This window comes from Pseudomonas danubii (genome assembly GCF_042980055.1).
GTDB classification, from domain to species: domain Bacteria; phylum Pseudomonadota; class Gammaproteobacteria; order Pseudomonadales; family Pseudomonadaceae; genus Aquipseudomonas; species Aquipseudomonas danubii.
On sequence record NZ_CP116502.1, the window covers coordinates 1,715,491 to 1,729,354 of the forward strand.

11 protein-coding genes and 1 pseudogene are annotated in these 13,864 nt (G+C 61.7%); 10 read left to right on the plus strand and 2 right to left on the minus strand.

What is annotated here, in order from left to right; translation table 11 throughout:
* Window positions 1-40: 40 nt before the first annotated feature.
* Window positions 41-2,260: a primosomal protein N' gene (locus PFZ56_RS08060; RefSeq protein ID WP_170002085.1), complete on the minus strand. Its 2,220-nt coding sequence runs from the start codon at window positions 2,258-2,260 to the stop codon at window positions 41-43.
* 299 nt (window positions 2,261-2,559) lie between these two features.
* Here PFZ56_RS08060 and rpmE point away from each other — a divergent pair, with 299 nt between their 5' ends.
* The 3 genes from rpmE to PFZ56_RS08075 all read left to right on the plus strand — a co-directional run bounded on the left by rpmE (window position 2,560) and on the right by PFZ56_RS08075 (window position 5,058).
* Window positions 2,560-2,781 (plus strand): 50S ribosomal protein L31, encoded by a 222-nt coding sequence (gene rpmE, locus PFZ56_RS08065; protein WP_011058815.1) that lies wholly within the window; start codon window positions 2,560-2,562, stop codon window positions 2,779-2,781.
* 41 nt (window positions 2,782-2,822) lie between these two features.
* Window positions 2,823-3,602 (plus strand): thermonuclease family protein, encoded by a 780-nt coding sequence (locus tag PFZ56_RS08070; RefSeq protein ID WP_110595391.1) that lies wholly within the window; start codon window positions 2,823-2,825, stop codon window positions 3,600-3,602.
* A 187-nt stretch (window positions 3,603-3,789) separates the two neighbouring features.
* Complete coding sequence (locus PFZ56_RS08075; RefSeq protein WP_102862798.1) at window positions 3,790-5,058, plus strand: malic enzyme-like NAD(P)-binding protein; 1,269 nt, start codon at window positions 3,790-3,792, stop codon at window positions 5,056-5,058.
* A gap of 169 nt (window positions 5,059-5,227) precedes the next feature.
* On the opposite strand, the gene PFZ56_RS08080 is transcribed toward PFZ56_RS08075, so the two are convergent.
* Complete coding sequence (locus PFZ56_RS08080) at window positions 5,228-7,660, minus strand: penicillin-binding protein 1A (RefSeq protein WP_394304648.1); 2,433 nt, start codon at window positions 7,658-7,660, stop codon at window positions 5,228-5,230.
* 218 nt (window positions 7,661-7,878) lie between these two features.
* On the opposite strand from PFZ56_RS08080, the gene pilM reads away from it, so the two are divergent.
* The 7 genes and pseudogenes from pilM to aroB all read left to right on the plus strand — a co-directional run bounded on the left by pilM (window position 7,879) and on the right by aroB (window position 13,859).
* Complete coding sequence (gene pilM / locus PFZ56_RS08085; RefSeq protein WP_170002089.1) at window positions 7,879-8,928, plus strand: type IV pilus assembly protein PilM; 1,050 nt, start codon at window positions 7,879-7,881, stop codon at window positions 8,926-8,928.
* On the plus strand, window positions 8,928-9,494 hold the full coding sequence (locus PFZ56_RS08090) for a PilN domain-containing protein (protein WP_102882085.1): 567 nt from the start codon (window positions 8,928-8,930) through the stop codon (window positions 9,492-9,494). Before pilM ends, PFZ56_RS08090 begins: the two co-directional genes overlap by 1 nt.
* Complete coding sequence (locus PFZ56_RS08095; RefSeq protein ID WP_110651022.1) at window positions 9,491-10,114, plus strand: type 4a pilus biogenesis protein PilO; 624 nt, start codon at window positions 9,491-9,493, stop codon at window positions 10,112-10,114. The genes PFZ56_RS08090 and PFZ56_RS08095 overlap by 4 nt, the downstream gene beginning before the upstream one ends.
* Entirely contained in the window at window positions 10,111-10,638 is a 528-nt protein-coding gene (locus PFZ56_RS08100; protein WP_102882083.1) for a pilus assembly protein PilP, read from the plus strand. The genes PFZ56_RS08095 and PFZ56_RS08100 overlap by 4 nt, the downstream gene beginning before the upstream one ends.
* A 191-nt stretch (window positions 10,639-10,829) precedes the next feature.
* A pseudogene (locus PFZ56_RS08105) lies at window positions 10,830-12,089 on the plus strand (type IV pilus secretin PilQ); the annotation flags it as partial.
* A gap of 4 nt (window positions 12,090-12,093) precedes the next feature.
* The gene (gene aroK / locus PFZ56_RS08110) at window positions 12,094-12,612 is read left to right on the plus strand and encodes a shikimate kinase AroK (RefSeq protein WP_011058824.1); all 519 of its coding nucleotides are present in this window, start codon (window positions 12,094-12,096) and stop codon (window positions 12,610-12,612) included.
* Window positions 12,613-12,758: 146 nt separating this feature from the next.
* On the plus strand, window positions 12,759-13,859 hold the full coding sequence (gene aroB, locus PFZ56_RS08115; protein WP_102862804.1) for a 3-dehydroquinate synthase: 1,101 nt from the start codon (window positions 12,759-12,761) through the stop codon (window positions 13,857-13,859).
* The last annotated feature ends 5 nt before the right edge of the window (window positions 13,860-13,864 follow it).

Consider the following 13,864-nt stretch of genomic DNA (forward strand, 5'->3'; position numbering starts at 1 on the left):
TATCGTGGGAGCCGGCCTGCTCGCAAAGGCGCGATGTTGATCAATACAAATCCACTGGGTCCACATCCAGCGACCAGCGTACCTGGCGCCCGCTGGGCATCTGCTCCAGCACCAGCAGCCAACTGCTGAGTAGCCGGTGCAGCGGTGCCCGGGCGTTGGCCTGCAGCAGCAATTGCGCACGGTAACGTCCGGCGCGCCGCTCCATCGGCGCCGGCACCGGGCCCAACAGTTCGATGCCGCCCAGGTTCTGTTCCGTCAGCAAGCGCTCGGCTTCGCTGCAGGCTTCGTCCAGAAAACCTTCGGCCTGGCCTGGCTTGTGGGCTTCGGCCCGCAGCAGCGCTAGATGGGCGAAGGGTGGCAGGCCGGCGGCGCGGCGCTCGCTCAGGGCCTGCTCGGCAAAGGCGAAGTAGCCCTGTTCGGTCAGTTGCACCAGTAGCGGGTGGTCGGCGAGGTGAGTCTGGATGATCACCTTGCCCGGTTCTTCGGCGCGTCCCGCGCGCCCGGCCACCTGGACGATCAGTTGCGCCATGCGCTCGCTGGCACGGAAGTCGCCGGAGAACAGGCCGCCGTCGGCATCGAGGATCGATACCAGGGTGACCCGGGGGAAGTGGTGCCCCTTGGCCAGCATCTGGGTGCCCACCAGGATGCACGGATGACCTTTCTGGATGGTGGCGAACAGTTGGTTCATCGCATCCTTGCGTGAGGTGCTGTCGCGGTCCACCCGTAGTACCGGGTAGTCGGGGAAGAGTATTCCCAGGCGTTCTTCGGCCCGCTCGGTCCCGGCACCCACGGGGCGCAGGTCGACCTTGCCGCATTGCGGACAGTGCCGGGGCACGCGCTCGACGTGGCCACAATGGTGGCAGCGCAACTCGCCGGAGCGCTGGTGCACGGTCATCCGGGCATCGCAGCGCTGACATTCAGACATCCAGCCGCAGTCATGGCAGAGCAGGGTCGGAGCGAAGCCCCGGCGGTTGAGAAACACCAGCACTTGCTGCCCGGCGGCCAGGGTCTGACCGATGGCTTGTTGCATGGGGCCTGAAATACCGCTGTCCAAGGGGCGACTCTTCACATCCAGGCGCAGGAAGCGTGGCTGTTTGGCGCCACCGGCCCGCTCGTTCAGGCGCAGCAGGCCATAGCGACCGGTGTAGGCGTTGTGCAGGCTTTCCAGGGATGGGGTGGCCGAGCCCAGGACAATCGGGATGTTTTCCTGGCGTGCCCGCACCAGCGCCAGGTCCCGGGCGTGGTAGCGCAGGCCTTCCTGCTGTTTATAGGAGCCATCGTGCTCCTCGTCGATGATGATCAGCCCGGGATTCTTCATCGGGGTGAACAGGGCCGAGCGGGTGCCGATGATGATATCGGCTTCGCCATCCCGGGCCGCGAGCCAGGCGTCCAGGCGTTCCCGATCATTGACCGCCGAGTGCAGCAGGGCGATGCGTGCGTTGAAGCGCTGCTCGAAGCGCGCCAGGGTTTGCGGCCCCAGGTTGATCTCCGGGATCAGCACCAGCGCCTGCTTGCCGGCTTCCAGGGTTTCGCGGATCAGCTGCAGGTAGACCTCGGTCTTGCCGCTGCCGGTGACGCCAGCCAGGAGAAAGGCGTGATAACTGTCGAACCCGGCGCGGATGGCCTCGTAGGCGGCGCGCTGCTCGCTGTTGAGCGGCAACTCGGGCTGGGCCAGCCAGTGTTCGTGGCGCACGCCCGGAGCGTGCTTGCGTACTTCCACCTGCACCAGGTCCTTGGCCAGAAGCAGATCCAGGCTGTCCTTGCTCAGCATCAGCTTGCTCAGCAATGCATGGGGCACGCCATGGGGATGCTGGGCCAGGGTTGCCAGGGCTTCACGCTGGCGCGGGGCACGGGCGATGCGTGGGTCATCAAGGCGGGCGCCAGGGGCAATCGACCAGAAACGCTCCTGGCGGGCCTCGGCCGGCTCTCCCTGGCGCAGTAGCACCGGCAGCGCCCAGCTCAGGGTGTCGCCCAGGCTGTGCTGATAATACTGGGCGGTCCACAGGCACAGCTTGAGCAGGGCGTGTGGCAGTGGCGGGGTGGGGTCCAGCAAGGCCAGCGCCGGCTTGAGTTTCTCGGCCGGGACTTCGCTGTGATCCGCCACTTCCACCAGAATGCCGATCATTTCCCGACGGCCGAACGGCACCCGCAGGCGCATGCCCGGGTGCAACTGGGTGCGCAGCACGCCGGCGGGTGCACGGTAGTCGAACAAGCGGCGCAGGGGCGAAGGCAGGGCGAGGCGCAGGATGGCGTCGGGCACGCGGGAAAATCTCGTTGAGCGGACAGTAAATAAGCCCCGGAGCCTAACAGAGGCGCTCTGGAGTGTCCTGCACAAGCGTGTACGGCTCCGGTTCCTGCGACCTTTGAGCTGTGCCGGGACGGCCGTCGTCGCTCACGGAACGGCAAACCGGGTGCTGTCAAGGCTGCTCGGGGTTTTTCTGATGGAGTGCAGTCAGGATCTCTTGCGCGATTGACGGGGTCTGGTAGAATTCGCGCCCTAATTCGTGCGGTATTCAACAATAGTGTTGGGTGGCGGCACGCTAGCCTGAGGAATACACCATGAAAGCCGATATCCATCCAGTATACGAAGCCATTACCGCCACTTGCAGCTGCGGTAACGTCATCGAAACTCGCTCCACCCTGGCCAAGCCTCTGAGCCTGGACGTGTGCAACGAGTGCCACCCGTTCTACACCGGTAAGCAAAAGACTCTGGACGTTGGCGGTCGTGTCGACAAGTTCAAGTCGCGCTTCGGTGCTTTCGGCGCAACGAAAAAGGCCTGAGGCTGATCGTTCTGGAAAGCCGTTACCGACTTTCCTCGCTGATGAAAAAGGCGTCCCTAGTGGGCGCCTTTTTTGTGTCTGCGATTTGGCTGACCACCGCCGAGGCGTTTTGCCCGGTACCGAAGGGACTGATTCCTGCAACCGTGCAGCGGGTGGTGGATGGCGACACGCTGCGCCTCAAGGATGGCCGCAGCGTACGCATGATCGGCCTCAATGCGCCGGAGCTGGCCGCTAAAGGGCGGTCGGCCGAGCCTTTCGCGGTGGCGGCGCGGCAACGCTTGCAGCAATTGGTGACGCAGAGTGGTGGTCGAGTCGGTTTGTTGCCCGGGCGTGAGCGGCGTGATCGCTATGGCCGGACCCTGGCTCATGTCTATGGTGCCAATGGCATCAACTTTGAGGCGCGCTTGATCGCTGAAGGGCTGGCCTACCAGATTGCACTGGCGCCGAACGTCGCCCTGGTGGCTTGTCAGCAAGCCGCTGAAAAACATGCGCGCCGAGCCGGGCTGGGGCTCTGGCGGCGTTCACCTGTACTGAAAGCGGAGCAGATTCGCGGTTCGGGTTTTGTTGTGCTTGAAGGGCGTGTGAGCAAGGTGCAGCGCAATCGCGGGGGTGTTTGGATCACATTGCGGGGCGCGGTTGTATTGCGCATTGCACCCAATGTCCTGGAGCGTTTTGATCGTCGCTGGCTCAAGGGGCTTTCGGGGCAGCGAATCGAGGCTCGCGGCTGGGTGGTGGAGCGCTCGCGTCGAGAGGGTTCCACATCGGGTGGGGCGCGCTGGATGTTGTCAGTGACCGACACTTCCATGGTCAGACGTCTCTGATAAAGAAAAATTGTAGACATTTTTTAATTGGATTGTGAACAGTTGAAAGCCTTGTGCACCGTGGCTCTTGGCCCAAAGTCGTACGCTACAGGCCTTGACAGGGGTGACTGGGCAGTCTTGTAGGGACTATGCGACACGCGTATCCTCGGCGGTCCGTCTGTCCAACAGTAAAAAGCGGAATGCCCACATGTCTGATTTGAAAACTGCCGCTCTCGAATATCATGCCAATCCTCGTCCAGGAAAGCTGAGTGTCGAGCTCACCAAGGCCACTGCTACCGCTCGTGATCTGGCGCTGGCCTACAGCCCCGGCGTAGCCGAACCGGTACGCGAAATCGCTCGCGATCCGGAACTGGCCTACAAGTACACCGGCAAAGGCAACCTGGTTGCCGTCATTTCCGATGGCACCGCGATTCTCGGCCTGGGTAACCTCGGCCCACTGGCCTCCAAGCCTGTGATGGAAGGCAAGGGCGTACTGTTCAAGCGTTTCGCCGGCATCGATGTATTCGACATCGAAGTCGACTCCGAAAGCCCGCAAGCCTTCATCGACACCGTCAAGCGCATCTCCATCACCTTCGGTGGCATCAACCTGGAAGACATCAAGGCCCCAGAGTGCTTTGAGATCGAGCGCGCTCTGATCGAGCAGTGCGACATTCCGGTCTTCCACGATGACCAGCACGGCACCGCGATCGTGACCGCAGCCGGCATGATCAACGCCCTGGAAATCGCTGGCAAAACCCTGTCCGACGCCAAGATCGTCTGCCTGGGTGCCGGTGCTGCCGCCATCTCCTGCATGAAACTGCTGGTGAGCATGGGTGCGCAGATCGAGAACATCTTCATGGTTGACCGTACCGGTGTGATCCACTCCGGCCGTGACGACCTGAATCAGTACAAGGCCGTGTTTGCCCACGCTACCGACAAGCGCACCCTGGCCGATGCCCTGCAAGGCGCCGACGTGTTTGTGGGTCTGTCCGGTCCGAACCTGCTGAGCGCTGAAGGCCTGAAGTCCATGGCGCCGAACCCGATCGTGTTCGCCTGCTCGAACCCTGATCCGGAAATCGCTCCAGAGCTGGCTCACGCCACCCGTGATGACGTGATCATGGCCACTGGCCGTTCGGACTACCCGAACCAGGTGAACAACGTTCTGGGCTTCCCGTTCATCTTCCGTGGTGCCCTGGACGTTCGCGCCAAGCGCATCAACGAAGAAATGAAGATCGCTGCAGCCAACGCCCTGCGTGAACTGGCCAAGCTGCCAGTGCCTCAGGAAGTGTGCGACGCCTATGGCGGCATCAAGTTGGAATTCGGTCGTGAGTACATCATTCCGAAGCCAATGGATGCCCGCCTGATCACCGTGATCTCCGATGCCGTGGCCAAGGCTGCCATCGAGACCGGCGTTGCGACCCTGCCGTATCCGAAGAACTACCCGCTCAAAAGCGTGGATGATGTGTTCAACGGCTAAGCTGTTGTAGCGTCATGCAAAAAGCCCCGGCTCTCGCGAGCCGGGGCTTTTTTGTGGGCGCTTTGCGCCCTGTCATGGCCTTGCCTTAGGAGCGGGCTCGCCCGCGAAGAGGCCGATAAACCAGGTAAGACACCCATCGACCTGCGCTGGCCAGTCGGCCCCAGCAGACCTAGAACAGATCGATCGGTGCCGCCTCGTCCGCCGGCAACGGGCTGCCCGGAGCGACCCCATTGCCCAGCTCGTTGACTGAGGGCGGAGTGTCTTCGCTCTTGAACAGCTCGAAATAGGCATTCGGTGTGCCTGGGGTGGCCGCGCGGCCGCTGACCGGGTCGACCCGCAGGCTGAGGATGCCTTCCGGCTCCGCCTGGGTGTGCGCCGGCTTGTCCTTGAGGGCGGCGCCCATGAAGTTAATCCAGATCGGCAGAGCCACAGTGCCGCCGTACTCACGGCGTCCCAGGCTTTCCGGCTGGTCAAAGCCGGTCCACACGGTGGTCACGTAGTCAGCGTTGTAGCCGGAGAACCAAGCGTCCTTGGATTCGTTGGTAGTACCGGTCTTGCCGGCCAGGTCCGTACGGCCCAGGGACAGGGCCCGGCGTCCAGTGCCCAGCTTGATCACGTCCTGGAGCATGCTGTTGAGGATGTAGGTGGTGCGCCCGTCGATGATCCGCTCGGCGACCGCGGGGGTCTGCACGGGGGCCTGGATCGGATTTTCGCCCGCCACGGTATTGACCGTGAAGCTGTGTTCCGGCGCCGCAATGCCGCTGCTGGTGGTATCCCCGGTGGGGACGCTGGGCGGGTTGGCGCTGAACAGCATCTCGCCGTTGCGGCTTTCGATCTTGTCGATGATGTATGGGGTGATCTTGTAGCCGCCGTTGGCAAAGGTGCTCCAGCCAGTGGCGATCTCCATGGGCGTCAGGGTCGCGGTGCCCAGTGCCAGGGACAGGTTGCGCGGCAGGTCCTGCTTGTTGAAGCCGAACTTGCTGATGTAGTCGATGGTGTGGTCCACACCCATGCTCTGTAGCAGGCGGATCGATACCAGGTTGCGCGACTTGTACAGCGCTTCACGCATGCGGATCGGGCCGAGGAAGGTGTTGGTGTCGTTCTTCGGACGCCAGACCTTGTCCAGGTACTCATCGACAAACACGATCGGGGCGTCATTGACCAGGCTGGCCGCGGTGTAGCCATTGTCCAGGGCTGCGCTATAGACGAACGGCTTGAAGCTCGAGCCGGGTTGGCGCTTGGCCTGCATTGCACGGTTGTAGTTGCTCTGCTCGAAGGCAAAGCCCCCCACCAGCGCACGGATCGCGCCGTTTTTCGGGTCCAGGGTCACCAAGGCGCCTTGGGCGACCGGAATCTGGCTGAACTTCAGCGAATTGTCCGGCTGACGCTGTACGCGAATCAGGTCGCCGACCTGAGCCACGTCCGCCGGCTGGCGAGGGACGGCGCCCATGCTGTTGGTGTTGAGGAACGGCCGGGCCCATTTCATGGTGTCCCAGGCCACGTGCTCCTCGCCGTTGCGAGTCAGCACTTGTACGCCGTTCTTCTCGATCTGGGTGACGATCGCCGGTTCCAGGCCGCTGATGGTCCTCTGCTTGGTCAGTTCGGTGGCCCAGGCCGCCTGAGTCTTGCCTGGCAGGCGGGACTCAGGCCCACGATAGCCGTGGCGCTGGTCGTAGGTCATCAAGCCTTCATGGACCGCGGTGTTGGCCATTTCCTGCAGATTGCTGGGCACCGTGGTGGTGACTCGGAAACCTTCGGTATAAGCGTCGCTGCCATAGCGGCCAACCATTTCGGCACGGGCCATCTCGGCGATGTACGGCGCGCTCACTTCCGGTGTCGGCACGTGATAGCTGGCGTTCAGCGGCTCGTTGATGGCTTCGGTGTAGGCCGCTTCGGTGATCTTGCCGAGCTTGTACATGCGCCCCAGGATCCAGTCACGACGCTCCTTGCTGCGCGCCGGGTTGGCCAGGGGGTTGAAGCGCGATGGGGCCTTGGGCAGGCCGGCGATCATCGCCATCTGCGCCAGGCTCACGTCGCGAATGGACTTGCCGTAATACACCTGGGCCGCAGCCTCGATGCCATAGGCGCGGTTGCCCAGATAGATCTTGTTGACGTACAGCTCGAGGATCTCGTCCTTGGTCAACTGCCGCTCGATCTGCAGGGCCAGGAGGATTTCGGTGGTCTTGCGCGAGAAGCTGCGCTCGCTGCTGAGGAAGAAGTTTTTTGCCACCTGCATGGTGATGGTGCTGCCGCCGGACTGGATGTGTCCGCTCTTGACCAATTGGGTCGCAGCGCGCATCAGGCTGCTGGGGTCAACTCCGTAATGGTTAGCGAAGTTGTCGTCTTCAGCACTTAGTAACGCATTGATGAAGTTGGGGGGAATTTCGGCGAAACGTATAGGGGTACGGCGCATTTCGCCAAATTCTGCGATCAACTTGCCGTCGCTGCTGTACACCCGCAGAGGAATCTGCAACTGGATACTTCTCAAGGCCTCAACCGAGGGAAGGCCGGGACTAAGATAGAGAAACGCACCGGAGAGGGCGAGAAGCAGCCCGCAGAACACAGCGACGATGGACCACCCGAAAAACTTCAGCAGACGAATCAAGGCTTTTGGATTTCCAGAGAAAGGAATGAATTAGGCGTCAGGGCATTCAAGGTATTCAGGGACCGACCTACGCAGCAGGAAAGCGGAAAAAAAACGCTGCGCATTATAAGCATTTTCCGCCGAGAGCGTCATTTGCCCGTCTGTCAAGACGTGGCGAACGAGTGCAATTGAGCTCAGGAAGTTCGTAAGTTACGGATACTCATAGGGAAATGATCGTGCTTGGACTCTTCAGCAAAAAGTCGGGTTCCCTGCTGGGGATCGACATCAGTGCGACATCGGTCACGCTTCTGGCTCTGAGTCACCAGGGGCGCAGCTATCGAGTCGAGGCTTATGCGAGGGAAGACTTGGCTTCGGACCCGTTCGGGGCCGATCCCGAGGCGCTGGCCAGGGTGTTGTCCCGGGCCTGGCTCAAGAGCGGCAGCCGTCGCCGGGATGTGGCTGTGGCGGTGTCGGGCGAGGCAGTGATCAGCAAGCTGATCGAGATGCCGGCCGGGCTCGGCGACGATGAGCTGGAACATCAGCTCCAGCTGGAGGCGGCCCAGTACATTCCGTATCCCCTGGAGGACGTGGCCATTGATTTCGAGGTCCAGGGCGCCGTGCCCGGTGATCCCCGGCGGGTTCAGGTGCTGCTGGTGGCCTGTCGCAACGAGGATGTCGAAGCCCTGGAAGCGCCAATGACCTTGGCAGGCCTGACGCCAAGGGTGGTGGATACCATGCCCCTGGCCCTGCAGCGTTGTCTGGCAATGCTGACAGAGTCGTTGCCGTCTGCATCGCCCTTGGCCGTGGCGCTACTGGACATAGGTGCGGATATGACCACGTTCTGCGTGATGCACGGCCAGCGAATCATCTATAGCCGGGAGCAGTTGTTTGGCAGTCGACAGCTGACCCAGGCGTTGGAGCGCCGCTACGCGCTGACCCTGGATCAGGCGTTGCTGGCCGAGCGCCAGGGCTGTTTGCCCCAAGGTTGTGCCGAGGACACGCTGCGGCCGTTCGAGCAAGCGTTGTTGCAGCAGGCGCATCGTTCCTTGCAACTGTTTGCCGAGTCGCCGCAACAACAGCCTGTTGAGCGGTTGCTGCTGGCCGGTGACGGCAGCCGCTTGACCGGTCTTGATGGTCGGCTAGCAAAACAAGTGGGAATCGTCACAGTCATCGCCGATCCGTTCGTCAGCATGTCCATTGCTCCCCATGTGGATGCCCGAGCGCTTGCTGAACAGGCGCCGTACCTGCTGCGTGCCTGCGGTCTGGCCCTGCGAGGGTTTGATTGATGGCCGGCATCAACCTTCTTCCCTGGCGCGAGGCCGCACGAGCGTTGCGCCGCCGACGTTTCCTCCAGGCATTGGCGGCAATGCTGGTGCTGGGCGTAGGGCTTGTGCTCCTGGCCGATGCCTGCATCGACCGGCTGATCGGTCGGCAACAGGCTCGCAACCAGTATCTGAGGCAGGCGACGACTGGCCTGGATAACCAAATTGCCACCATTCACCAACTCAAGGTCCAGCGTCAGCAACTGGTGGAGCGCATGGGGATCATTGAGGACCTGCAAGGCAGTCGCTCGGCCAGTGTGCGGATTTTCCAGCAATTGGCCCGCAGCCTGCCCGCTGGCTTGTACTTTACCGAGGTGGGTCTGCTGGGGCAGAGCCTGAGCATTAGCGGGGCCGCGGAGTCCAATCAGCGGGTGTCCGAGTTGATGCGCAATCTGCAGTCCGCCGAGGGGTTTGCCGCACCCAGTCTGACCGAGGTAAAGCATGTTGTGGCGGCGGATCAGGGGTTGGGCAATCTGTTTCGGCTCAACGTTGGGTGGATGCCCTTGCTGCCGCAGGAGGCCCCGCGATGAGCCTGGGACATTGGTTGGCGCAGTTGCGTAGTACCGATCTACGTGAGCTGGAACTGAGCAACCTCGGTTGCTGGCCCGGGCCGATCAAGGCGCTGCTGGCGGTCTTGCTTCTGCTACTGCCCCAGGTGGCGGGCTATAGCTTTTACCTGAATCCGCATCTGGAGACGCTGGGGCAACTGCGCCGGGAGGAGCATCGATTCAAGCTGCAGTTCGCTGACAAAGCTGGAAAGGTCGCCAATCTTGAGCGCTACCGTGAGCAGCTTGGGGCCCTGCAGGACAGCTTCTCTCTGGTGGTGCGCCAGTTGCCCAGCGAGACCGAGGTCCCAGGACTGCTGGAAGACATCAGTCGCATGGGGCAGGACAGCAGCCTGGCGTTCGAGGAGATCAAGCTGCAACCGGAGGTGGTCCGGGAGTTTTATGTCGAGCTGCCAATTCAGATCGCGGTCACTGGTGCCTATCACGACCTGGCGACTTTCGTCAGTGGCGTCGCCGGTCTGCCGAGAGTCGTCACCTTGCATGATTTTCAGATCAAGCCCGTGGACAGGGGCAATTCCACACAACTGCGCATGAGCATCGAGGCGCGGACCTACAGGTATGACAGTCGGGAGCCTCACTCATGATCGGTTCGCGTTGCTGGGTATTCGGTTGTTTCTGTGTGGCACTGCTGGGATGTGAAGGTGGCGCTGACTTTGCCGACCTGGATGCCTACATGAGTGAGGTGCACCTGCAATCACCGGGGGCGATTGATCCGCCTCCGGTCATGCGCTCCTACCCCTCGGTCACCTATGGCGCCAGCGCGCTGCGCAGCCCATTTCAGCCACCCCAAAGAGTCGAGCAGATCACTGCTCGACAGGGCGCTAGTGCTGTCCGGCCCAATTCGCGGCGGGTCCGGCAACATCTTGAGGGCTTCGATATCGAGCAGTTGCAAATGGTCGGGACTCTGTCCCGTGCCTCCGGCCGCTTTGCGCTGTTGCGCAGCGCAGGCGGTGTCTTTCCCTTGCAGGTCGGTGATTACCTGGGGCGAAACGAGGGCCGGATCGTGGCCATCAGCGAGTCCCGGGTGGACGTGGTGGAAATTGTCGCCGATGGAGCGGGAGCCTGGCAGGAGCGGCCGCGAACACTGTCTCTGAAAAAACACTCTTAAGTGGAATCTGCACAATGAACAGGACTGTTTCAGCCTTCGGTGTGGCGCTATGGATAGTGCTGCTGGCATCGCTGGTTGGCGCCACCGCGCTCAGGGCCTTCGCCTCTGAAGAGCACAATCGATTTGCCAGCAGCCCCCCGCTTGAGCCGGAAAACATTGGCGTTTCAGGTGAGGGCGCAACGCGTCTGCCCGGTGAAAAGCTTTCGCTGAATTTCCAGGACATCGAGGTGCGCGCGGTGCTGCAACTGATCGCCGATTTCACCGGGCTCAATCTGGTGGCCAGTGACACCGTGCAAGGCAATATCACCTTGCGCTTGCAGAGCGTGCCTTGGGACCAGGCTCTGGATCTGGTACTCAAGACTAAGGGGCTGGATAAGCGCAAGGTCGGGAACGTTTTGCTGGTGGCTCCGGCGGATGAGATCGCGGCCCGCGAGCGCCAGGAGCTGGAGTTGCAGAAGCAGTTGGAAAACCTGGCGCCCCTGCGCCGGGGTCTGCTGCAGGTCAATTACGCCAGGGCTGCGGATATCGCCAGGCTGTTCCAGTCCGTGACCGGTACCGAGGAGAAGGCTGGCGAACGTGGCTCCATCACCGTGGATGAACGCACCAACAACATCATTGCCTATCAGACCCAGGAGCGCCTCGATGAGCTGCGGCGCATGGTCATTCAGCTGGACGTCCCGGTGCGTCAGGTGATGATCGAGGCGCGAATCGTCGAGGCCAACATCGACTACGACAAGAGCCTGGGCGTGCGCTGGGGCGGCTCGGTGCAAAACAGTGGCAACTGGAATGCTTCCGGGGTGCAGGGCGGCGCCAAAGGCTCTTCGACCATCGGCACCCCGGGCAGCAGTGGCAGCAATTCGCCCTTCGTCGATCTGGGTGTCACGGCCAACACCTCGGGCCTCGGCATTGCCTACATCACTGACAGCGTGCTGCTGGACCTGGAGCTGACCGCCATGGAGAAGACCGGCAACGGTGAAATCGTGTCCCAGCCCAAGGTGGTCACCTCCGACAAGGAAACCGCGAGGATTCTCAAGGGCACCGAAATTCCCTACCAGGAAGCCAGTTCCAGTGGCGCCACTTCGGTGTCGTTCAAGGAAGCCTCGCTGTCTCTTGAGGTGACGCCGCAGATCACCCCGGACAATCGCATCATCATGGACGTCAAGGTCACCAAGGATGAGCCGGACTACCTGAACAAGGTTCAGGATGTGCCGCCGATCAAGAAGAACGAGGTCAATGCCAAGGTCCTGGTCACTGATGGCGAGACCATCGTCATCGGTGGGGTTTTCTCCAATACCCAAAGCAAGGTTGTAGATAAAGTGCCATTTCTTGGCGATGTGCCGTATCTTGGCCGCCTTTTCCGGCGTGACGTGGTGTCGGAGAAAAAATCCGAGCTGCTGGTATTTCTCACTCCGCGTATCATGAACAACCAGGCGATTGCTGTGAGTCGTTGATTCTGTGCGAAATTTGATTCTTGTTGGGCCGATGGGGGCTGGAAAAAGCACCATAGGCCGCTTACTGGCCAAAGAGCTGCGCCTGCCATTCAAAGATTCCGATAAGGAAATTGAACTGCGTACAGGCGCGAATATTCCGTGGATCTTCGATAAAGAAGGCGAGCCGGGCTTTCGCGATCGTGAGCAGGCAATGATCGCCGAGCTCTGTGGCACCGACGGCGTGGTCCTGGCTACCGGCGGTGGCGCGGTGATGCGCGAAGCCAATCGTCGGGCGCTGCATGCCGGTGGACGCGTGGTCTATCTGCACGCTTCGGTGGAACAGCAGGTAGGGCGCACCGCCCGGGACCGCAATCGTCCCTTGCTGCGCACCGCCGATCCGGCCAAGACCCTGCGCGACCTGTTGGAAATCCGTGATCCGCTTTATCGGGAAATCGCCGACCTGGTGGTGGAAACCGATGAGCGGCCGCCACGAATGGTGGTGCTGGACATACTCGAGCGCCTGCAGCAGCTGCCACCCCGTTAATGCGTCGAGCGAAATGCGCTATTCTCGGCGTCGCGCCATGACCGCCAAGGTGTGGCGCAGAGCTATCGGGCAGCGTCAGAAGACCAGACGAGGCCCATCGTCAATACAAGGCACAACGCCTGCTTCCATCTTCACTGTGGGGACACATGCAGACACTTAAGGTCGATCTAGGCGAGCGCAGCTACCCGATTCACATTGGTGAAGGACTGTTGGACCGGCCCGAGCTGCTGGTGCCCCATATCGCCGGGCGGCAAGTGGCGATCATTTCCAATGCGACCGTTGCGCCGCTGTACCTTGAGCGTTTGACCCGCAGTCTGGCGCAGTTTTCGGTGATTTCGGTGGTCCTGCCCGATGGCGAGGCCTACAAGAACTGGGAAACCCTGCAACTGATCTTCGACGGCCTGCTCACTGCGCGCCACGACCGTCGAACCACCATCATTGCCCTCGGCGGCGGAGTGATCGGCGACATGGCCGGCTTTGCCGCAGCCTGCTATCAGCGCGGCGTGGACTTTATCCAGATTCCTACCACCCTGTTGTCCCAGGTGGACTCCTCGGTGGGGGGCAAGACGGGCATCAACCACCCCCTGGGCAAGAACATGGTTGGCGCTTTCTATCAGCCGAACGTGGTGCTGATCGATACCACCAGCCTCAATACCCTGCCGAACCGTGAACTGTCGGCGGGCCTGGCGGAAGTGATCAAGTACGGCCTGATCTGCGACGAGCCGTTCCTGACCTGGCTGGAAGAGAATGTCGATCGCCTGCGGTCCCTGGACCAGCAGGCGCTGACCTATGCCATCGAACGCTCCTGCGCGGCCAAGGCTGCGGTGGTCGGTGCCGACGAGCGTGAATCGGGGGTGCGTGCCACCCTCAACCTGGGCCATACCTTCGGCCATGCGATCGAGACTCATATGGGCTACGGTGTCTGGCTGCATGGTGAGGCGGTGGCTGCTGGCACCGTAATGGCCTTGGAAATGTCCGCGCGCCTGGGCTGGATCACCAGCCAGGAGCGTGACCGCGGTATTCGTCTGTTCCAGCGCGCGGGCTTGCCGGTCATCCCGCCTGAAGAGATGACCGAAGCGGACTTCCTCGAACATATGGCAATTGACAAGAAAGTGATCGACGGTCGTTTGCGTCTGGTGCTGTTGCGCCGCATGGGCGAAGCCGTAGTGACCGACGATTATCCGAAAGAGATTTTACAGGCCACGCTGGGAGCGGATTACCGCGCCCTGGCTCAGCTTAAAGGTTAATAAGA

Excerpts from the sequence above, each read along its gene's own strand:
- rpmE (WP_011058815.1), top strand. The coding sequence starts at position 2,560 with ATGAAAGCCGATATCCATCCAGTATACGAAGCCATTACCGCCACTTGC.
- PFZ56_RS08070 (WP_110595391.1), top strand. The coding sequence starts at position 2,823 with ATGAAAAAGGCGTCCCTAGTGGGCGCCTTTTTTGTGTCTGCGATTTGG.
- PFZ56_RS08075 (WP_102862798.1), top strand. The coding sequence starts at position 3,790 with ATGTCTGATTTGAAAACTGCCGCTCTCGAATATCATGCCAATCCTCGT.
- PFZ56_RS08090 (WP_102882085.1), top strand. The coding sequence starts at position 8,928 with ATGGCCGGCATCAACCTTCTTCCCTGGCGCGAGGCCGCACGAGCGTTG.
- PFZ56_RS08095 (WP_110651022.1), top strand. The coding sequence starts at position 9,491 with ATGAGCCTGGGACATTGGTTGGCGCAGTTGCGTAGTACCGATCTACGT.
- PFZ56_RS08100 (WP_102882083.1), top strand. The coding sequence starts at position 10,111 with ATGATCGGTTCGCGTTGCTGGGTATTCGGTTGTTTCTGTGTGGCACTG.
- aroB (WP_102862804.1), top strand. The coding sequence starts at position 12,759 with ATGCAGACACTTAAGGTCGATCTAGGCGAGCGCAGCTACCCGATTCAC.